The organism is Paenibacillus campi (genome assembly GCF_034659835.1).
GTDB classification, from domain to species: domain Bacteria; phylum Bacillota; class Bacilli; order Paenibacillales; family Paenibacillaceae; genus Saccharibacillus; species Saccharibacillus campi.
In genome coordinates this window covers 1-22,695 of sequence record NZ_JAXSQZ010000018.1, presented here as the reverse complement: position 1 = coordinate 22,695, position 22,695 = coordinate 1, and the positions used below count along the sequence as shown (strand labels likewise).

At 47.3% G+C, this 22,695-nt stretch carries 15 protein-coding genes and 1 other RNA gene; 15 read left to right on the top strand and 1 reads right to left on the bottom strand.

All coding sequences use genetic code 11. From position 1 onward, the window contains the following. Positions 1 to 3,672, top strand: a 3,672-nt coding sequence (locus U1I11_RS21545) for an S-layer homology domain-containing protein (protein ID WP_322908145.1), incomplete at its 5' end; no start/stop codon positions are given. 311 nt (positions 3,673 to 3,983) lie between these two features. Then, on the top strand, positions 3,984 to 6,035 hold the full coding sequence (locus U1I11_RS21540) for a bifunctional diguanylate cyclase/phosphodiesterase (protein WP_322908144.1): 2,052 nt from the start codon (positions 3,984 to 3,986) through the stop codon (positions 6,033 to 6,035). 30 nt (positions 6,036 to 6,065) lie between these two features. Here the strand turns inward: U1I11_RS21540 and U1I11_RS21535 are convergent, their stop codons facing one another. After that, a complete protein-coding gene (locus tag U1I11_RS21535; protein WP_322908143.1) occupies positions 6,066 to 6,710 on the bottom strand; it encodes a DNA-3-methyladenine glycosylase in 645 nt (214 codons plus the stop codon). Positions 6,711 to 6,848: 138 nt separating this feature from the next. On the opposite strand from U1I11_RS21535, the gene speE reads away from it, so the two are divergent. From speE to recR, 13 genes are all read left to right on the top strand, one after another. Continuing rightward, positions 6,849 to 7,682 carry a polyamine aminopropyltransferase gene (gene speE / locus U1I11_RS21530; RefSeq protein WP_322908142.1) on the top strand — a complete coding sequence of 278 codons (834 nt, stop codon included), beginning with the start codon at positions 6,849 to 6,851 and terminating at the stop codon, positions 7,680 to 7,682. Positions 7,683 to 7,935: 253 nt separating this feature from the next. Then, positions 7,936 to 8,379: a YwiB family protein gene (locus U1I11_RS21525; protein ID WP_322908141.1), complete on the top strand. Its 444-nt coding sequence runs from the start codon at positions 7,936 to 7,938 to the stop codon at positions 8,377 to 8,379. A 90-nt stretch (positions 8,380 to 8,469) separates the two neighbouring features. Next, entirely contained in the window at positions 8,470 to 10,149 is a 1,680-nt protein-coding gene (argS, locus tag U1I11_RS21520) for an arginine--tRNA ligase (protein ID WP_322908140.1), read from the top strand. A gap of 259 nt (positions 10,150 to 10,408) precedes the next feature. Continuing rightward, a complete protein-coding gene (gene rpoE / locus U1I11_RS21515) occupies positions 10,409 to 10,960 on the top strand; it encodes a DNA-directed RNA polymerase subunit delta (protein WP_322908139.1) in 552 nt (183 codons plus the stop codon). A 559-nt stretch (positions 10,961 to 11,519) separates the two neighbouring features. Continuing rightward, positions 11,520 to 13,121 (top strand): CTP synthase, encoded by a 1,602-nt coding sequence (locus tag U1I11_RS21510; RefSeq protein ID WP_322908138.1) that lies wholly within the window; start codon positions 11,520 to 11,522, stop codon positions 13,119 to 13,121. Positions 13,122 to 13,420: 299 nt separating this feature from the next. Further along, positions 13,421 to 13,801 (top strand): response regulator, encoded by a 381-nt coding sequence (locus U1I11_RS21505; RefSeq protein ID WP_322908137.1) that lies wholly within the window; start codon positions 13,421 to 13,423, stop codon positions 13,799 to 13,801. 265 nt (positions 13,802 to 14,066) lie between these two features. After that, positions 14,067 to 14,921 (top strand): class II fructose-1,6-bisphosphate aldolase, encoded by an 855-nt coding sequence (gene fba, locus U1I11_RS21500; RefSeq protein ID WP_322908136.1) that lies wholly within the window; start codon positions 14,067 to 14,069, stop codon positions 14,919 to 14,921. A gap of 221 nt (positions 14,922 to 15,142) precedes the next feature. After that, positions 15,143 to 16,402 carry a UDP-N-acetylglucosamine 1-carboxyvinyltransferase gene (locus U1I11_RS21495; protein ID WP_322908135.1) on the top strand — a complete coding sequence of 420 codons (1,260 nt, stop codon included), beginning with the start codon at positions 15,143 to 15,145 and terminating at the stop codon, positions 16,400 to 16,402. Between the two features lie 231 nt (positions 16,403 to 16,633). Beyond that, positions 16,634 to 18,004, top strand: coding sequence for a transcription termination factor Rho (gene rho, locus U1I11_RS21490; protein ID WP_322908134.1), 1,371 nt, complete (start codon positions 16,634 to 16,636; stop codon positions 18,002 to 18,004). A 395-nt stretch (positions 18,005 to 18,399) separates the two neighbouring features. Beyond that, an RNA gene (gene ffs / locus U1I11_RS21485) (signal recognition particle sRNA large type) lies at positions 18,400 to 18,666 on the top strand. 288 nt (positions 18,667 to 18,954) lie between these two features. Further along, positions 18,955 to 20,691, top strand: a complete 1,737-nt coding sequence (gene dnaX / locus U1I11_RS21480) for a DNA polymerase III subunit gamma/tau (protein ID WP_322908133.1) — start codon at positions 18,955 to 18,957, stop codon at positions 20,689 to 20,691. A gap of 35 nt (positions 20,692 to 20,726) precedes the next feature. Then, positions 20,727 to 21,038 (top strand): YbaB/EbfC family nucleoid-associated protein, encoded by a 312-nt coding sequence (locus tag U1I11_RS21475; RefSeq protein WP_322908132.1) that lies wholly within the window; start codon positions 20,727 to 20,729, stop codon positions 21,036 to 21,038. A gap of 62 nt (positions 21,039 to 21,100) precedes the next feature. Beyond that, positions 21,101 to 21,697: a recombination mediator RecR gene (gene recR, locus U1I11_RS21470; RefSeq protein WP_322908131.1), complete on the top strand. Its 597-nt coding sequence runs from the start codon at positions 21,101 to 21,103 to the stop codon at positions 21,695 to 21,697. Positions 21,698 to 22,695: the final 998 nt, after the last annotated feature.

The window sequence follows — 22,695 nt, the reverse complement described above, 5'->3', positions numbered from 1 at the left end:
CAAACGGTACGTGTGTACAGCGATGCGAATGTACAGCTTGCGGAAGAAACCGCTAATGCGAATGGAACAGCGGTACTGACGTTTACGTTCCCAGGCGCAAGCGGTGAATTGTCGGTAAGAACGGTAGCGAATGGAACGGAAACCGAAATTGGTACACTGCCATATAGCGGCATTGTCATTCCGGCACCAACGCCAACCGCTGACTTAACAGACATTAACGGAGCACAAGGCACCGTAACAGTCACTAATGTAGCAGTTGGTCAAACGGTACGTGTGTACAGTGATGCGAATGTACAATTGGCTGAAGCAACGGCAAATGCTAATGGAACAGCGGTACTGAGTTTTGCGTTCCCGTCTGCGAACGGCGAACTGTCTGTTCGGACTGTAAGTAATGGAGTTGAAACGGAAGTGGCAGCGATTCCGTACAGCGGCATCGTCATTCCGACAACGCCAACACCGGTAGCTTCTCTGAGCAGTGTGAATGGGGATGAAGGCGTAGTGACGGTTACCGGCGTAACTGCTGGACAAACGGTACGTGTGTACAGCGATGCGAATGTACAGCTTGCGGAAGAAACCGCTAATGCGAATGGAACAGCGGTACTGACGTTTACGTTCCCAGGCGCAAGCGGTGAATTGTCGGTAAGAACGGTAGCGAATGGAACGGAAACCGAAATTGGCACACTGCCATATAGCGGCGTTGTTATTCCGGCTCCAACGCCAACCGCTGATCTGACCGACATTAACGGAGCACAAGGAACGGTAACGGTTAGCAATGCCCAACCAGGCGATGTCATTAAAGTGTATGGGGCGAACAACGAGTTGCTCGGTACACAGTCGGTTGGCAGCAATGGTGAAGCGACAGTAAACTTTACCTTTACGACAGCCGATGGCGACCTGACCGTGACGTATACGCGTGGAGGAACCGAAACGAATATCGTAACCTTGCCATACAGCGGTGTGGATATTCCAACGACTCCACAACCAGGTGCAATCATTAGTGACATCGATGGTGCACAAGGTACAGTAACGGTGACCGATGTAGCAGCCGGTCAAACGGTACGTGTGTACAGCGATGCGAATGTACAGCTTGCGGAAGAAACCGCTAATGCGAATGGAACAGCGGTACTGACGTTTACGTTCCCAGGCGCAAGCGGTGAATTGTCGGTAAGAACAGTAGCGAATGGAACGGAAACCGAAATCGGTACACTGCCATATAGCGGCATTGTCATTCCAGCACCAACCCCAACCGCTGATCTGACCGACATTACCGGAGCACAAGGAACGGTAACGGTTAGCAATGCCCAACCAGGCGATGTCATTAAAGTGTATGGAGCGAACAACGAGTTGCTCGGTACACAGTCGGTTGGCAGCAACGGTGAAGCAACGGTCGTATTTACGTTCACGACAGCCGATGGCGACCTGACTGTGACGTATACGCGTGGAGGCACGGAAACGAATATCGTAACCTTGCCATACAGCGGTGTGGATATTCCAACGACTCCACAACCAGGTGCAATCATTAGTGACATTGATGGTGCACAAGGTACAGTAACGGTGACCGATGTAGCAGCCGGTCAAACGGTACGTGTGTACAGCGATGCGAATGTACAGCTTGCGGAAGAAACCGCTAATGCGAATGGAACAGCGGTACTGACGTTTACGTTCCCAGGCGCGAACGGTGAACTGTCCGTAAGAACGGTAGCGAATGGAACGGAAACCGAAATCGGCACACTGCCATATAGCGGCGTTGTTATTCCGCCAAATGATCCACCAGCAGCGGAGCTGACAGACGTAAATGGCACACAAGGTACAGTAACGGTGACCAACGTAGCAGCAGGTCAAACGGTACGTGTGTACAGTGATGCGAATGTACAGCTTGCTGAGGAAACCGCCAATGCCAACGGAACAGCCGTATTGAGCTTTGCGTTCCCATCCGCAAGTGGTGAGCTGTCCGTAAGAACAGTGGCAAATGGAACCGAAACGGAGATCGATACGCTGCCATATAGTGGCGTTGTCATTCCGACACCAACGCCAACCGCTGATCTGACCGACATTAATGGTGCACAAGGAACAGTCACGGTCAGCAATGCACAGCCGGGCGATGTGATCAATGTATATGGTTCGAACAATGAACTGCTCGGTACACAAACCGCTAATGCAAACGGTGAAGCCGTAGTGACCTTTACGTTTACGACAGCTGATGGTGATCTAACCGTCACGTATACACGTGGAGGAACCGAGACGAATATCGATACACTACCTTATAGCGGTGTAGATATTCCAACGACTCCACAACCGACACCTGAAGCAGTACTGGATAGTGTAAATGGTTCTCAAGGAAGTGTAACGGTCAGCAATGTGGCTGCAAATGAAGTCGTTCGTGTATATGACGCGAACAATACATTGCTTGCAGAAGGTACAGCTAATGGCAATGGTACACTACAACTGACGTTTACGTTCCAGACTGCGAGCGGTACGCTTTCGGTTCGTACCGTAAGCAACGGAACCGAGACTGAAATTGATACACTGCCATATAGCGGCGCGAACGTTCCGACAACTCCGGGCGATCCGGAGAATCCGCAGGCAAGCCTGATTACTACACAAGGAAGTCAGGGAACAGTTCGAGTTAACGGTGTATTGACAGGTGATACCGTTACCGTACAAAGCAATGTATATGGTCAAGGTACCATACAACTGGGCAATGTGACTGTAAATACAGATGGCTTTGTAGATGTTAGTATTCAGTTCCCGGAAACTTCCGGTCAGGTTGTTGTTATCCTGAACCGTAACGGTACGTCTAGCACAGTCGCAACGATCGATTACAATACGCAAAATAATGTAGAAACTAGCGGTGATAATGATTTGCCAGCTGGTAGTATCCCTGGACAGCTCGGTTGGCCATATCCGGTAGGAGATGACACAACAGGCACAGGTGGTGGAGCGGCAGGAACAGGCACACCACAGCCTGCTGGCGAAACGGGTACGACACCGCCGACTACCGAGCCAACAGACAATAACGTTGGTGCTGCTGCTGGTGAAGGCACCGCAGCTGGTGAAAATGCAAATGGTATCATTTCGTTGACATCTGGCAATGTGGCTGATTTTGACGATACGATCGGTCATTGGGCACAATCCGAAATTACTCGTCTGCACCGTCTTGGTATTCTAAATGGAGTTGGCGGCAATCGCTATAATCCGAATGCAACACTGACCCGCGCTCAGTTTGCACAGATGATTAACAATATGCTGCAACTTCGTTCAGATGGTACAAAAGCCAATTATTCGGATATTCGCAGCTCCGCATGGTACAACAAAGCGATTCAGGCGGTAACGACTGCCGGTATAAGCAACGGGTATACAGACGGTACGTATAAGCCAAATCGCAACATTAGCCGCGAAGAAATGGCGCATATTTTACTGAATACGATGCGTTATCTTGATCCAAACGATTCGTTTGGCACCGATACGAATCAAACATTGTCCCGCTTTAGCGATCAGTCCAAAGTCGGAAACTGGGCACGTCCCGATCTTGCCTCTGCTATCGCGGAACAACTGATCAAAGGGAAACCGGGCAATAAGCTTGATCCAAAAGCAAATACAACTCGCGCAGAAGCAGCTGTAACATTGTCCCGTCTGATTGATCAAATGAACGAATCTTTCAAAATTGATTAATTGTTAAAATTGTAAAAAAAACCATGTATAGTAATTTAGCTGACCGAATAATACATATTCGGTCAGCTTTTTCTATAGAATGGCTTATTACCTATTACAAAATACCTACAATTAACCGTTGTAATATAAGAGATGTTTTAGCGTCTTAGCGGATAGGGATTTCTGAAGCGGTAAATTTTAATCCTGCTGAACTAGCCAGGTTAACTATAATGCTGAATAGCAGCGTCAGCAGACGATCGATTCGGTCAGGCTTCGCTTCTGTAACCTATAGGTTAGGGGACAATGCTCGAAGCTGGCTAAGGGAGGATGCTATGGAGCACTTAACGCTATATTATAATGAATGGATTATCGGTTTATCCGTGCTTATTTCCATTGTTGCTGCTTATATTGCTCTGAATTTGGCGAGTAAAGTATCACAGAGCCGAGGGAAAAGTAAAATTATTTGGCTTTGTTTAAGTTCATTTGTAATGGGCAGTGGCGTATGGTCGATGCATTTTGTAGGTATGCTGGCGTTTCATTTGGACATGCCTGTGCATTACGATATTGTATTGACATTGTTGTCTGCGCTTGCGGCAATCGTCGCTTCTTTTATTGCGTTTGCTGTTGTGGTCAAGCCGAATCAGAAGCTAGGGCAAAATCTGATTGCTGGTTTGATGATGGGGCTTGGCATTTCGGTAATGCATTATACCGGCATGCAGGCGATGCAGATGAATGCGATGATCGTTTACAATATACCGTATGTGCTGTTGTCGATCGGGATCGCATTGCTCGCTTCGTATAGTGCATTGTTTCTGTTTAATCGTTTTCGGGATCAGCCCGATTTTAGCATTTGGAAGCTGATTAGTGCGATCGTGATGGGATTTGCCATTTCTGGTATGCATTATACAGGCATGGCAGCGACCCATTTTCATCATATGCCAGGCTCATTGTTGTCGACGAATTTTTCATTTTCCGCCAGTCAGGTGCTGCTGATTACCGCCGTTTCGCTAGTGAGTTTGAGCATTTTGGCAGTCTCGTGGGCAGCGGTCTTTATGGAGCGGCATTTGCTGGAGCGGATGGCGTATAGTGATCCACTAACCGCTTTACCGAACCGTTATGGATTACAGCGTTATTTTGAAAAAGTATTTCATGACAATATGCGAGGGGCAGTGCTGTTCCTTGATCTCGATCGCTTTAAGTCGATCAATGATACACTCGGTCACGATATGGGTGACGAGCTGTTGATCGAAGTGGCAAGACGACTGCGCGAATGTATGCAAACAGAGCATCTATCCGGCAACAATCAAGTATTCCGGTTGGGCGGCGATGAATTTCTGATTGCAGCGAGCGATATTTCGCCTGCACAGGCGATTTCGCTTGCGGAGCGTATGTTGCAATTGATCAAGCAGCCTTATCATCTGTCCGGCAATCAAATATTTGTAACCGGCGGCAGTATCGGGATTGCGCTAGCCCCTGAGCATGGGTATGATCGCACTTCGCTAATGAGAGCGGCAGATACAGCGATGTATGTGTCCAAAAATGCCGGCAAAAATCGCTACAGCATTTTTAATGAAGAAATGAATGTTCGCCAATTGCGCCGGATGGGTCTAGAAAATGATCTACGGCAGGCGCTGGAGCTGGATCAGTTATTTATCGTTTACCAGCCCAAATGGGATTCACAGCATGATCGTCTTGTTGGTATGGAAGCACTGCTGCGCTGGATACATCCAGAGTTAGGATTTGTATCACCAGCTGAGTTTATTCCGATCGCGGAGGAAACCGGCTTAATTATACCGATCACGTATTGGATGATCGGTGAAGTATGCCAGCAAAATCGGGATTGGCAAAACAAGCTCGCTATTAACGTATCGATCTCGGTCAATCTGTCCGCCCGCATGTTTGAAAATCCGCAATTTGCTGCAAGGGTGGAATGTATCGTCAAGCAGAGCAACTTATCGCCGGAATATTTGGAACTGGAAATTACCGAGTCGATCGCCATGAATAGCATGGAGGGCACAGTCGAGCAACTTAAACATATTCAGTCGCTCGGCATGCGCGTTTCGCTTGATGACTTTGGCACCGGTTATTCTTCGCTCGGTCGGCTGGATGAGATGCCGGTCGATATTATTAAAATGGATCAGATTTTCGTACGCAAAAGCGATCAGATATCCAAACAGGCAATCGTCAGCACGATTATTGCGATCGCGCGCAATTTGGAGCTGGAACTTGTTGCGGAAGGTGTAGAAACAGCGGAACAAATCGCCTTTTTGCAATCGCGCGGTTGTTATTTAATGCAAGGTTATTATTACGGCAAACCGATGACGGTTGAGCAAATGAATAACTGGCTAAAAGAAAAAGTATTGCAAATGCCGCTGGCAGAGTGAATTAACTTTGTCCGTGGCTTTTGTTCTGTCTTAAGGCAGTTCAGGTGGCGTAATATAGGCTAACGGGCTAGCATTTTTGGCGGATACATACGGGTGATTTTTGATATAAAATCGCCACGGCTTTGCCGTGTATTCCTCCGCATAATCGATATTGATGCGCGGCCCGCACTCAATCTCCTCATTAAGCTGTTCCGGTGAGGCTTCCAGTCTTAATGCACTACCGCTTGCTAGCAGATTAGTACCATTTAGCGATTTATCGATATGAAGCGCAAGACAGAGCTTGCCTGGGCCGTTGCATAATGTTCGTTTCCGATTAAGCGGTACGTTACGCAGTGCTAGCATACGCTGCTCATCTTGCATCCCGAGCGGCTCTACCGCACGGATTAACACCGCTTGCGGATCATCTTGTGCACCGGTGACTACATTCAGACAATGATACATGCCATAGATCAAGTACACATAAGCAGTGCCGCCTGGTCGAAACATCATTTCGGTGCGTGCGGTATGACGATTGCCGTAGGCATGGCTGCCTTTGTCTTCAGCACCGCCATAGCTTTCCGTTTCGATAATCCGGCAACGAATGTCACCGACAGCGGTAATACGGTGCACGATCTGTCCAAGCAGACGTGGTGCCGCTTCAAGTGCGGATAATTGAACGATTTCTTGAATGGTCATACATAAGACTCCTTTCGGGTTGGGAAGTTCGTTTGCTTTTGCAGTCCCTTGGCAGATAACGTATAATTCGAGTGAGTTCAGCTTGCTGCCTGTCAGATACGGATGTTGATCATCTATCAAAGAAAGAAGGTCATGCAGATGGAATTATGGTATACGGAAAAACAGACACCGGTATTCGGAATTACAGCCAAAATTCGCGAGACACTCGTCACCGAACAAACGGAATTTCAAGACCTTGCTATGATCGATACCGAACAATTCGGACGTATGCTCGTACTGGACGGCATGGTCATGACGACGATTAAAGACGAATTTGTGTACCATGAAATGGTCGCTCATCCCGCGCTGAATACACACCCTCATCCGAAGCACGTGTTAGTTGTCGGTGGCGGCGATGGCGGCGTAATTCGCGAAGTGCTCAAGCACCCTGAAGTGGAAAAGGCAGTGTTGGTCGAAATCGACGGCAAAGTGATCGAATATTCCAAAATGCATTTGCCCGAGATCGCTGGCGAGCTGGACAATCCACGCGTCGAAGTACACGTGGCAGACGGCTATATGCACATTATCGAGCACAAAAATACGTACGATGTCATTATGGTCGATTCCACCGAACCGGTCGGCCCAGCAGCGCCTTTGTTTGAAAAAGGCTTTTATCAGGGCATTTACGAGACGCTCAAGGAAGACGGTATCTTTGTCGCTCAAACCGACAACCCGTGGTTCAAAGCCGATCTGATTCGCCAAGTAAACCGGGATGTGAAAGAGATTTTCCCGATCGTGCGCGTGTATACTGCGAATATTCCAACCTATCCAAGCGGATTGTGGACGTTTACGATGGGCAGTAAAGTGTACGATCCACTGGAAGTAGACGAAGCGTCCATTCCTGAAATGGATAGTAATCAATATTATACCCCGCGCCTGCACAAAGCCGCATTTGTACTGCCCAAATTTGTTGAAGATTTGTGCAAATCGTAAGCGGCATATCGCAGCCATCGTTTGACCGACCAGCAGTTCTGCCGTTTGGCGGCACTGCTGGTTTTTGGTTATGCTAAGCGAATCGGGTTACTGGAACGTTTGCCCACCGTATGCTGAACTTTTTCACGGAAATTGCGGCTTTCCGCTGCATATGATGGTACAATAAAAAGGAGTGCGCTTATTGAATTTGCCGTGAAAATGTTTGATATTGGGCAAGCCAAGCCGAAGGAATATCCGAAATGGAGCTGGATGTATGACGGAAGCCAAGCAGGTGCGGCTAACGCTGAGCAGCGAGCAGGATGGAGAAGTCGGTACAACCGAGATGATCGGTCACGTATTTATAAAAGGCAACAGCCTGTATGTGCGTTATGTCGAGCCTCCACAGCCGCCTCAGCCAGAGATTCGTACCACAGTAAAAATCAGCAGTGACGAGATCAAGATTATGCGTCATGGCGGTGTGGAATCGGAGCAAACCTTTCGTCCCGGTGAGCATCTGTCCGGATTTTACCGATCGCCGTTTACCCGTTTCGAGATGGAGACGCATACACGGTCTCTTCATCATGGGCTGAAGGGCATTACCGGGTATATTGCATGGGAATACGATCTGTATGTGCATGAACAGCTTGGCGGCCGCTTTAAGGTCAGCCTGCATATTCAAGCGAGTGATGAATCCGCAGACCATGATTCTGCATCATAAACGCACTAACGTACCAACTGCCGCTGGCAGACAGGAGGCAGCACCGCTACAGTGATCGCGAGGCTGCCGATACAGGAGGAAAATGAAACAATGACAGCTAATCCATTGGAACAAAGCCGCAATTCGGTAAAAGAAGCGGTTCGTGCTGCCGTGCTGGCAGCAGGTATCGTAAATGTGGAACACTTACCAGACGTTGCGCTAGAAGTACCAAAAGACAAATCCCACGGCGATCTGGCGACCAACATCGCTATGCAACTGACACGGATTGCCAAAACGAATCCGCGCCAAATTGCCGAAACTATTATCGCCAACCTGGATACAGGCAAAAGCGGAATCGAGCATGCCGAAATCGCTGGTCCAGGTTTTATCAATTTCAAGTTGAACAAAAGTTATCTGTACCCGGTGATCGAGTCCGTCCATGAGCATGGCGACAACTACGGTCGAATTGATAAAGGAACAGGTCAGCGCATCGAAGTGGAATTTGTCAGTGCGAACCCGACCGGCAGTCTGCATCTTGGACATGCGCGCGGCGCCGCTTTTGGCGATTCGTTATGCAATCTGCTCGATTTTGCCGGTTATGAAGTGACACGCGAATATTATATTAACGATGCGGGCAACCAGGTATCCAATCTGAGCCTGTCGATCGAAGCGCGTTATTTGCAAGCGCTTGGACATGATGCACCGATGCCGGAAGACGGCTATCACGGCGAAGATATCAAAGGCTTTGCCCGTGAACTTGTTGCTGAAAAAGGAGATAGCCTGCTGTCTATGTCTTCTAGCGATCGCGCTACCTTTTTCCGTGATTACGGTCTGAGCAAAGAGCTGGAAAAGATCAAACGCGATCTGGAAGCATTCCGCGTCCGCTTTGACATCTGGTTTAGCGAAACATCATTGTACGAAAACGGTCAAGTGCTTGATGCGCTGGACGAGCTGCGTGAGCGTGGACAGATTTATGAAGAAGATGGCGCAACATGGCTGCGTACGACCGATTACGGGGATGACAAAAACCGCGTTTTGATCAAAAATGATGGTACGTATACGTATTTGACACCCGATATCGCTTACCATAAAGACAAATATAGCCGTGGCTATGATCGCATGATCAACATCTGGGGCGCTGACCATCATGGCTATATTCCACGTATGAAAGCGGCAATGCAGGCGCTTGGCAACGATCCGGACAAACTGACCGTGCTGATTGCACAGATGGTCAGCCTGTTCCAGGACGGCGAAAAGGTGAAAATGTCCAAACGTACCGGCAAAGCGGTTACGATGGAAGATTTGATGAGCGAAGTGGGCGTAGATGCCGTACGTTATTTCTTTGCAATGCGCAGCATCGATTCTCATCTGGACTTTGATATGGACCTCGCTGTGTCCACGTCCAACGAAAACCCTGTTTTCTATGTGCAGTATGCGCATGCGCGGATTTGCAGTATTTTCCGTCAAGCAGAAGAACAAGGGATCGCGCTGCCGGCGCTGTCAGAGATCGATTTGAGCGAGCTGACGACCGAGCATGAATATGATCTGCTGCAAAAGCTGGGCGAATTGCCGAACGAAATCGCGATCGCCGCAGACCATTTTGCGCCGCATCGTCTAATCCGTTACGTGTATGAACTGGCATCTTTGATGCACAGCTATTACAAAGCGGAGCGCACATTGACCGAAGATCGTGCGAAGACGTTAGCTCGTCTCGCACTGCTCGGCAGCGTACGCACCGTCATTGCCAATGTGCTGCGTCTCGTTGGCGTATCCGCACCGGATCGTATGTAATGCATTGCGGATCGTCAAAGACGGACGCCGATTTTGCGGAAAACTGCCGTAAATTGGCGTGCGCAGGCGATATTACCGGATAAGTTGGCTATTTTTTGTAAAAAACTTGATTTTTGTAGGCAAATGGGTTTAACTTATCTCAGCATTTTGTATAATGTATCGTATAGTTTGACCACGCCTGTCTCCGGCGATGCCTTGCTGGTATGGACCGGAATGAAATAAACAGCTTGAAACTCGATTTGAGAGGAAGTGTCCGTAAGTGAGCACACCGCAAGAACTGAAGATCAACCCGGATAAGGTACATGAGATTCCAATGGTGGACTTGGCCTTTGCCGTTTTGAAAAAGATGAACACTCCGCTGTACTACCGCGACCTGATGAAGGAAGTGGCAGAAATTCGCGGATATACCGAAGAACAGATTACCGAATATATCGCCCAGCTCTACACTGAGCTGAACATCGACGGACGCTTTGCTTGTGTAGGTACGAACTTGTGGGGGCTGAAGCGTTGGTATCCGCTGGAACGTGCGGAAGACCCGATCGCGAATGCGAAACGTCCGCGTATTATTAATGATGATAACGATGATGACGATATCGAAGATGATGAGTTCAACAACGACGATACACCGGATGAAGATGATGAAATCGAAGAAGACAACTACGATGATGTAGATGATAACGACGATGATGAAATCTATCCGGATGAGGAAAATGAAGAACTGGTCATTGAAGACGAGGATGAAGACGAAGACCTCGAAGAAGAAGAAGATACGGAATACAATGAGGAAGAAAATAAAGAGGATGAGCATTAATTGCCTCAACGACCCGCTTGCGCAGGCAGGCGGGTCTTTTTGTATAATGTGAACGGTGTAGCAGTTATAGTTATAGAGGAGGGCTTCCATCCGTGTAGCCATCTGTATAAAAGAGCAGGTGTGCACACCGCATACGACGGTAGACTGTGCTTGCTTCAGATGTTGTAAAACTGGATAAAACGGCAGTTACAGTGCACTTTTATCCATGATAACGCTATCATTTTACAGTATGCAAATCTTTCTGCCGATATGTCTTGACACGCCATAAGTCGACAGAGTAAACTATTGCATGGGCTTATGAATTAAACCTTTAAACATATAGATATCCAGCGTTGAAGCGCTGAAATAATAAAAGTGCCCCGTCACTACGGGTGTCACTTTTTTTGTTTTTTAGAGCGATATCCCCCTATGCATGTTGTATAAAAAAGCCTGTAGCCACGCCGAACAGACCGTGGTCGAATCCGTAGATTCGTCCGCTATTGTCGCGCTTGTGGCAGAAGACTTTATTATGTTTCATGCTGCTTTGAATTTCTGGAAAACCCAATTAGGAGGTCATATTGTGACAAAGTACATTTTCGTAACAGGCGGCGTTGTATCGTCGCTCGGTAAAGGAATCACCGCAGCTTCTCTGGGCAGATTGCTCAAAAACAGAGGCTTAAAAGTAACGATCCAGAAATTCGATCCATATATTAACGTGGACCCAGGAACGATGAGTCCATATCAGCATGGTGAAGTGTTCGTAACGGATGATGGAGCCGAAACCGATCTTGACCTCGGTCACTATGAGCGTTTTATCGATATTAATCTGTCCAAAAACAGCAATGTCACCACCGGTAAAGTATATTCATCCGTTATTAGCAAAGAGCGTCGTGGCGAATATCTAGGTGGTACGGTACAGGTGATCCCACATATTACAAATGAGATCAAAGAGCGTGTGTTCCGCGCCGGTCGTGAAGCGAACTCGGATGTTGTCATTACCGAGATCGGTGGTACGGTAGGTGATATCGAAAGTTTGCCGTTCCTTGAAGCGATCCGTCAGATCAAAAGCGATGTCGGTCGCGACAATGTAATGTACATCCATGTGACACTAATCCCTTATATTAAAGCGGCTGGCGAAGTGAAAACAAAGCCAACCCAGCATAGCGTAAAAGAATTGCGCAGTATCGGTATTCAGCCAAACGTAATCGTTTGTCGTACCGAATACGAGCTGTCCGAAGATATGAAAGCCAAGATCGCTCTGTTCTGCGATATCGATGCGAACGCGGTTGTCGAGTGCCGCGATGCATCCTCCCTGTACGAAGTTCCGCTGAACTTGCGTAATGAAGGTTTGGATGATATCGTCGTCAACCATCTCAAACTGAATTCCTCTGCACCGGATATGACCGAATGGGAACAGTTGCTGAACCGTATCCAAAATCTTGAGAAAACGGTCGAAATCGCGATCGTTGGTAAATATGTAGCGCTACATGATGCATATTTGAGCGTTGTTGAATCGCTATCTCATGCCGGTTATCATGCCAATGCCGATGTGAAACTGCGCTGGGTAGACGCCGAAGAACTGACCGATGAGAACGTAGCCGAGAAACTTGGCGGTCTGGGCGGCATTCTCGTACCGGGCGGTTTTGGCGATCGTGGTATCGAAGGCAAAATTAGCGCGATTCGTTATGCACGCGAGCACAATGTACCTTACTTTGGCATTTGCCTCGGTATGCAAGTATCGGTGATCGAGTATGCACGTGCATTTGCAGGTATGGCAGGTGCTAATAGCTCCGAGATCAATCCGGCAACACCGTATCCGGTCATCGATCTGCTGCCAGAGCAAAAAGACATCGAAGATTTGGGCGGCACAATGCGTCTTGGACTGTATCCGTGCAAGCTGCAACCGGGCTCACTGGCAATGGAATGTTATGGTGAAGAACTTGTATATGAGCGTCATCGTCATCGGTATGAGTTCAACAATCAATACCGTGAGCAAATTGAAAATGCCGGTATGAAAATCTCCGGTACATCCCCGGATGGTCGTCTGGTCGAAATCGTAGAAGTTCCGAATCATCCGTGGTTCCTGGCGGTACAATTCCACCCTGAATTCATCTCTCGTCCAAACCGTCCGCAACCGCTGTTCCGTGAGTTCGTGAAAGCTTCGATCGCACATCAAGGTTAAACAAGCGCTGGGTTTACGATTATAAGGTTAAAATGAATTTTTCGCAACCACCCGTATGTGAAACGATCATACGGGTGGTTTTTTGCTGCCTATTTCTTCATACAAAGGAAGGATTCGCCGTTTGAATGGCGAATGTTAATAGGCGTTAGCGTGTAAAGCGAACTCCTTTTTATAAGGAAAAGGATGTATCCGGTCTGTGCAGTTTTTAGCGGGGTACATAGCGCAGCTCGTCATCACTTCTGAATATGAACACCAACACAAATGAAACCGATCAGCATGGAAGAAGGGAAAGGTGACAGATGGAACAGAAAAAAATACTAATCGTTGATGATCAAAACGGCATCCGCCTGCTGCTTGTCGAATTGTTTACTGGAGAAGGCTACGACATGTTCCAAGCAGCCAACGGCAAAGAAGCGCTGGCAATCGTAGAACAGCATGTACCGGACTTGGTACTATTGGATATGAAAATTCCTGGCATGGATGGATTGGAAATTTTGCGTCATATTAAACAGACACATCCGCATATTCATGTCATTATGATGACCGCCTATGGAGAGCTGGATATTATTCAGCAGGCGAAGGACCTGGGGGCGCTTAGCCATTTTACAAAACCTTTTGATATTGATGAAATGAGAGACGCGGTTGATCGCTGTTTGCGCGGTAGCGGCGTTGATCATTAAACGCAGGACGGTCTGAGCAGACCGTCCATTTTTGTGTGCATAGTTTCGCTATACAACGACATAGTTGCCGTCTGCACAAATCGGCGGCTTTAGTAAGGCGAAAAATCACCTGAAATTGTATGAAAACAGTGCAAATATATGCAAATTGTTTGTTTAGTATTTAAACCGGGTTGTGTTATAATAGGCACGTATGCAGTAGCGGCTTACACAATATGGCATCATTTCCGTTTGGGAAGATGCCTAACATTTTGAGGAGGATGTCATTATGCCATTAGTATCTATGACAGACATGCTGAACAAAGCACTTGAAGGAAAATACGCGGTTGGTCAATACAACATCAACAACCTGGAGTGGACACAAGCGATCCTGGGCGCAGCGGAAGAAGAAAAATCCCCAGTTATTCTTGGTGTGTCTGAAGGTGCTGCTCGTCATATGGGCGGCTTCACTACCGTTGTCAAAATGGTAGAAGGTCTGCTGCACGACATGAAAATCACCGTACCGGTTGCGATTCACCTTGACCACGGTTCCAGCTTTGACAAATGTAAAGAAGCGATCGACGCTGGCTTTACTTCCGTTATGATCGACGGTTCCCACCACCCGATCGAGGAAAACATCGAAATGACGAAGAAAGTCGTTGAATACGCTCATTCCAAAGGCGTTTCCGTTGAAGCTGAAGTAGGTACAGTTGGCGGACAAGAAGACGACGTTATCGGCGGCATTATGTATGCTGACCTGGACGAGTGCGTACGCATCGTCAAAGAAACAGGTATCGATACGCTGGCACCAGCACTCGGTTCCGTACACGGTCCTTACCACGGCGAGCCTAACTTGGGCTTCAAAGAAATGGAAGAAATCCGTGACGCAGTAAGCCTGCCACTCGTACTGCACGGTGGTACAGGTATTCCTAAACACGACATCGACAAAGCGATCTCCCTCGGTACGTCCAAAATCAACGTAAACACCGAGAACCAAATCGCCTTTGCCAAAGTTGTGCGCGAAGTGCTGGCTGAGAAACCGGACGCTTACGATCCACGTACATTTATCGCACCAGGTCGCGAAGCGATCAAACAAACCGTAATCGGCAAAATCCGCGAGTTCGGTACAAGTAATAAGGCATAATTCGCTTTTTCAGTTGGCTTGGTGTATATTACAGTATGCAGAAGTTAAAACACGATAATTGATCGCAACGAACGTAACTTTTATATGCCATATGCGTTGAATTGAATAGGTCGAAATGGGAAGTACACCGCTAAGACGGTGTCTTTCCATTTTCACCGCCAAAAATGCCAAATTGATATCGTTTTATCGGCTGCAAAACACGTAGGGGGATATTAAGCTTTATGGAAAAATTGATGATCAGCGGCGGAAGTCCGTTGCAGGGAACTATCACCATCAGTGGTGCGAAAAACAGCGCCATTGCGCTTATTCCTGCGGCATTGCTCGCCGAGTCGGAAGTTGTGCTGGATAATTTGCCACTTCTGAGCGATGTGGCAGTTTACGCGGAAATACTGGAAAATCTCGGTGCAACCGTAAGCTGGAATGAGCTGGACAACCAGATGCGTATCGATCCGAGTGATGTGCGTTCTATTCCAATGCCTAACGGTCCTGTCAAAAAACTAAGAGCATCCTATTATATGATGGGGGCGCTGCTCGGTCGTTTTGGAGAAGCAACAATCGGCTTGCCTGGTGGTTGTAACTTTGAACCACGACCTATCGATCAACATATCAAGGGTTTTGAGGCGCTTGGCGCAACCGTAACAAATGAGCACGGTTCGATTCATTTATATGCAAAAGAGCTTCGCGGAGCGAAGATTTATTTGGACGTAGCCAGTGTAGGTGCGACTATCAACATTATGCTGGCAGCTGCAAGAGCTAAAGGCCATACCATTATCGAAAATGCGGCTAAAGAGCCTGAGATTATAGATGTTGCAACTTTACTGAACGCCATGGGCGCTGTGATCAAAGGCGCCGGAACCGAGACGATTCGCATCGAAGGCGTGTCCGAGATGCATGGCTGCAAGCACTCCATTATTCCTGACCGTATCCAGGCAGGTACGTATATGATCGCTGCTGCCGCTACGCGCGGTGACGTGATTATCGATAATGTCATCCCCAAACATTTGGAGGCATTAACCGCCAAATTGCTAGAGATGGGTGTGCATGTCGATGAGCTGGATGAAGGCATTCGTGTCATCGGTAAATCGCTGTACAACCATGTCGATGTGAAGGCGCTAACCTATCCAGGTTTTGCAACGGATTTGCAATCACCGATGACCAGTTTGCTAACCCAGGCACAAGGTGTAAGTGTATTGAGCGATTTTGTGTACAGCAGTCGCTTCAAACATGTGCCAGAGCTGTCGCGTATGGGAGCGAAGATCAAAGTGGAGGGACGTTCAGCGATTATCGAAGGCGGAGCGCTTAATGCAGCCAAAGTGAAAGCGACCGATTTGCGTGCAGGCGCAGCGCTTGTGATCGCAGGTTTGACCGTACCTGAAGGTGTAACCGAAGTGTCTGGCGTTGAATTTATTGATCGTGGTTATGACCATCTCGTTGATAACCTGCGCCATCTCGGTGCGAATGTGTGGAGAGAGATGCTGTAAACGAAACGGCATCCTTCCAGCTCGATTGTTCCTCTTACCCAGGAGGAGAATTCATCTGTATTTTGCAAAATACATACCTCTTGAATATCTCCTCCCAACAATGGGTAATGCTATCCTATGAATGGATTCAGAACGTATCCACTCCTGATGATTTAACCTTCTGCTTAATTCCTAACATCTTCTATCACATGTTTTAACACTCTTGACTAAAATTGAATAGGTGGTTATGGTATGGATTTACAAATTTCCGATCTGGAAGAAATGAAGCTGACGGAACTGTACAAGCTTGCCAAGCAGTATCAGATTCCGTACTATGGGCAGCTTAAGAAAAAAGAATTGATTTTTGCTATTTTGCGTGCTCAGGCAGAGCGTAGCGGTTTGATGTTTATGCAGGGCGTATTGGAAATTTTGCCCGAAGGCTATGGCTTTTTGAGACCGATCAACTACTTGCCGAGCGCTGAAGATATTTATATCTCCGCTTCCCAAATTCGTAAATTCGATCTGCGCACCGGTGATCTTGTATCCGGTAAATGTCGCGCACCCAAAGAAAATGAACGTTATTTTGGCTTATTGCAAGTCAATGCGGTAAATGGCACCAGCCCGGAACAAGCGGCAGAACGTCTGCACTTCCCGGCGCTCACCCCTCTCTACCCACAAAGGAAACTCGTGCTCGAAACGGCTCCTAACAAATTATCCACTCGTATTATGGATGTGCTCGCTCCTGTAGGTCTTGGACAGCGTGGTCTGATCGTCGCGCCGCCCAAAGCGGGTAAAACGCTTCTGCTCAAAGAAATCGCCAACAGCATTTCCGAAAACAACCCGGAGATTGAGCTATTTGTATTGCTGATCGATGAACGCCCGGAGGAAGTAACCGATATGCAGCGTTCGGTGAAAGGTGAAGTGGTCGCTTCCACCTTTGATGAATTGCCGGAAAACCATATCAAAGTTGCCGAGCTAGTATTGGAGCGCGCATTGCGCCTTGTAGAGCACAAAAAAGATGTCGTGATCCTGCTGGATAGCATTACTCGCCTCGCGCGTGCGTATAACCTCGTTATTCCACCATCAGGACGTACGCTTAGCGGTGGTATTGACCCGGCAGCTTTCCATCGTCCGAAACGCTTTTTCGGTTCGGCGCGTAATGTGGAAGAAGGCGGCAGTCTGACGATTTTGGCGACGGCGCTGATCGATACCGGTTCACGGATGGATGATATCATTTACGAAGAATTCAAAGGCACAGGCAATATGGAGCTGCATCTGGATCGCAAACTGTCCGAGCGCCGTATTTTCCCTGCGATTGATATTCGTCGTTCCGGTACACGTCGTGAGGAAGATTTGCTAACCAAAGAAGAACTGGATACGATCTGGCATATTCGCAAAAATATGAACGAAACACCAGACTTTGTCGAAGGCTTCCTCAAAAAGCTACGTAACTCCAAAACGAATCAGGAATTTCTAGCATCGTTTGATATTAGCGAGGAGGGCAAAGCTTCTTCCGGTTCGATGAACGGTTCCGGGATGAAAAAGACCCCGGCATCAAGCGGTTCGTCTGGCACAGGACGACGCACAACCCGTTCCGCGGCAACTTCGGCAACGACGAACTGATTAGATCAACATGAAGCTTGCTGAACCGGATAAGACGACGCATACATCATGAGCTAGCTCGGTATGATCCCTATCGCACCAACATGGATGGTCATTTGAGGCGAGATGATTTCAAACAACTCGTTAGATCAAACTTATTATAAAAGCGGTAGACGATGAGCATTGTCCACTAATATATCCGCTGATGTATAGGTATGTAATTAGCTGAAGATGTAGGAACGGCTTGAAGCCGCCTATACGCTATTCTGTTTATCAAGCAGATAGGCGTGACAGTCGTTTTATTGCCAACGTCATCGCCACATGGATGACACGTCTCTGACTGTAGTTTACACCGTTATACATAGTTATATATAACGGTTGCAAATCCGCTGCAATCCCGGTATAATTATATAATGCCGTGCTAGATGGGGAGGTAGCGGTGCCCTGTAACTCGCAATCCGCTGTAGCGAGATTGAATTCCTGTCCTAGGTATTGTCGATGTGAGGCAGGTATCTGAGCACAGTGTTGACGGGTGGGTCCTTCGCAAGGAACTCCTGTGAACCTGGTCAGGTCCGGAAGGAAGCAGCCATAAGCAGTTTCGTTCTTGTGCCGAGGGAGTGCCTACCCTGAGCTGTTGCTCAGAAGAACCGTTCGGATCGCAATTATCGAAGGCAGGTGCACGGTATATTATACAGCATATTCAAAACACCTTTTGCGCTGTGCAAAGGTGTTTTTTTGCTTGTTAAAGAGACTGTTTCGGTTTTGTTGAGGCTGGATTTATAGTATAATAAAGAGCAGGATATGGCGCTCTGTTATCGCCTGATCGTAGGCAAGTGACAGCTATGTTTATCGGCAGGCAGCAACCAGAGTCAATCATCTTTAGTGTTTGTGATTTGCAAACACGGGGTATAATGAAAAGGTTTTTGCATAGCAATAGACCATACCTCTATATGTAGAAGGAAGGTAAGCAAGTGGAACACATCGCACTTTATCGTGCTTGGCGGCCGCAGTCGTTTCAGGACATGGTAGGACAGCAGCATATCATTCAGACACTGCAAAATGCCATTCGGGAAGAGCGTATTTCACATGCGTACCTGTTTAATGGTCCCAGAGGAACAGGCAAAACGTCGGCAGCCAAAATATTGGCAAAGGCAATTAACTGTGAAAGAGGTCCTGCCATTGAGCCGTGTAACGAATGTGAAACTTGCAAAAGGATCACTTCGGGCAATATTATGGACGTGCTGGAGATTGATGCTGCATCCAATCGTGGTGTAGAGGAAATCCGGGACCTGCGGGAAAAGGTAAAATATGCGCCCACCGAAGTTAGGCGCAAAGTATATATTATCGATGAAGTCCACATGCTGACGACGGAAGCGTTTAATGCGCTGCTGAAGACGCTGGAAGAACCACCGGGGCATGTGGTCTTTATTCTGGCAACGACCGAGCCTCACCGCCTGCCAGCAACGATCATTTCGCGCTGTCAACGGTTTGATTTTCGACGGGTATCGTTGCAGGAGCAAGCGCAACGTTTGGAACTGATTGCCGCACAGGAAGGGATGAATGCCGACCCTGATGCGCTAGAGTATATCGCACGTCTGTCGGATGGCGGTATGCGTGATGCGCTTAGCATTTTGGATCAAGTGTCTGCTTTTACTGAAGGCAGAATTACGTATCCTCAAGTGTTGCAAATGACCGGAGGTATCGCTTCCGAACAATTTGCCGAACTGGCAACCGCATTGCTGCAAAGTGATGTCGGGCGGGTGCTACAGATGGTCGAGTCGTTTATGCAGGAAGGCAAAAGCGCAGAGAAATGCATGGAAAATCTGCTTTATTATTTCCGTGATGTGTTAATGATCAAAATGATCCCGAATGCGGGCGATCTGACCGAACGAATGCTCAATCCGGACAATTTCCGCGATACAGCCGCCGCGTTCAGTCGGGAGCAGTTATTTGCTATGATCGACACGCTTAATCATTATCAGACCGAAATGAAGTATGCGACACAACCGCAGATGCTGTTTGAAGTAGCGCTGCTCAAATTGAGCGGATTATCCGGTCAAAGCGGTGCAAACGCCGATAACGGCGCTAGTGTTGCTGCCGTTACACAGCCGGCTGCGGCAGACGAAGTTCGGCAGCTTAAGCAGCAGCTGGCTGCGCTGGAGCAAAAGCTGGAGAAGGCATTAAAATCAGGCGGTATTAGCGGCGATTCTACCGGTGGCAACGCTCCATCCGGCAGACGTGCACCGGCTCCACGCATTTCGTCAACAGCCAAAATTCCGGCGCAGATGAATCATTATGTAGCCAATCGCACCCATGAAGATTTTACCCGCATTTCCGGCTCATGGGGCAAAGTACTGCAACGAGTCAAAGAAGTGAAAGTGACGATTCATGCCTGGTTTGTGAACTGTGATCCGGTGTCTATGCATGAAGACGCCATTCTCGTAGCATTCAAGCATGATATGCACCGCGAAACGATCGAGAAGGCGGCTAATCGGCAAGTGGTGGAATCGGTGTTGCAAGAAGTACTGGGCAGCCCGTACCGCCTTGTGACGATGATGCAAAAAGATTGGTTGGAAGCGATCGAAGGAACGAGCGAACAGCCTGGCGAAGAACTAAAGCTGGAACATGAGCAAGCGGACAAAGGTGAGGCGCTAGTGGATGAAGCGATTCAACTGTTTGGCGAACAACTGATTGTCATTAAAGAATAATCGAACATATTATTTGACTAGAGGAGATGATCGTAATGGGTAACATGAACCAAATGATGAAGCAGGTAAAAAAAATGCAGGAGCAAATGCTGAAAGCACAGGAAGAACTGGGCAGCAAAACGATTGAAGGTACTTCCGGTGGCGGTGTTGTTTCTGTACAAGTAAACGGGCACAAAAAAGTACTGGCTATTACGATTAAGCCCGAAGCGGTAGACCCGGAAGATGTTGAAATGCTGCAAGACCTAGTTATGGCAGCAGTAAACGATGCAATGACCAAAGCCGAAGAATTGGCGAACCAAGATATGGGTAAATTCACAGGCGGAATGAAAATTCCAGGCTTGTTCTAAAATTACAGATCGGCATTCATCACGATTGACTCAGATGACCGGTCTCAAAGGAGATCGCTGTATTGTACTATCCCGAACCGATTGCCAAGTTGATCGATGCTTTTACGCACTTGCCGGGCGTTGGACCGAAGACAGCGGGCCGACTGGCTTTTCATGTGTTGCGTATGCAGGAGGATGACGTCATCGATTTTGCCAAAGCATTAGTCAATGTGAAGCGCAATCTTCATTATTGCTCGATCTGTGGCAATATTACCGATGCAGACCCTTGCCGGATTTGCCAGGACAAAACGCGTGACGCTTCGGTTATTTGTGTCGTGCAGGAGCCTAAAGACCTGGTAGCGATGGAGCGTACGAGGGAATTTGACGGTTATTATCATGTGTTGCATGGCGCTATTTCACCGATTGAAGGAATTGGACCGGAAGAAATTAAGCTCAAAGAGCTGTTGAACCGTCTCAGCGATGAACGGGTACAAGAGCTGATTCTGGCGACCAATCCGAATATTGAAGGCGAAGCGACAGCGATGTACATTTCCAGACTTGTAAAGCCATTTAATCTAAAAGTTACCCGCATCGCCCACGGCTTGCCAGTCGGTGGCGATCTGGAATATGCGGACGAAGTTACTCTGTCCAAAGCGCTTGAAGGCAGACGAGAGCTTTAGAAGACAAATGCGTGGACAACTTTTCATGTGATGACAGAATAATTGGCGTCAAGCATGTGTATGCACACATACAATTTAGCTTGGAGAGAGCTATATTTTCAGGATGCTATTTAGGCTGTTTCTGATCACAGTTATACACAGTATGAATAAAGTTCACGAGAAACTACAAGGTGAATTTGTAGCCGTAAGTATAAAGGGGAGTGTGCGTATAGCGTATGCTCTCCTTTTTTTTGCATTCATACGCTTGTGTTGAAGTGATACAGATGTTTTGAAGTAATGCAAAATGGATCGTTTGTATTCATCCAAGTTATCCTCATACGATTCTGAACATATTTATGAGGATTTTGGTAGAGATGTACATCATATAAAGGTAGAATCAAACATTCTGTTGGATGTGAGTATGTTTGAACAACGATGCACTTTCATGATGAATCGATAACTTGAGAGGATATACAGATAAAGATCATACTTTGCTGCATGGAAATATGGAGATAGCGATATATCGGAACTTGTATTCGAGTACCTTCACCGCGTTAAATTATGAAGTTTAATATCATACAGCACAAATGCTACGAACCGAAGTGGTTGCTGTCCTAATAAGCCAAGTTTACGTACACGCTCAAATCTGATGCTGTTGTAGGCGATATGTAGATTAGGCAGTGTGTTCAAATCATCAGCAAGCAGTAATTATAATTGGATTTACTGTGTGTAAATGTACAATAGTATAGGTTATTAATTTAGGAATTGACGAGTACTGAATGAACATGTTATATTAATCAACGGTCATTATTTTATGACCTGAACAATTGATCCAACATTGTAAAATGATTTTCAAAAAAAGTGTTGACACCAAGAAGTTCACATGATATATTATAAAAGTTGTCGCGAACGAGTGACAATGAAAGAAAACATATCATACACTTCGTCCATGAAGCATGTTGAAGCTGAAAAACACTTCAAAAAAAGTGCTTGACGAACGAAACACAACATGATATGAT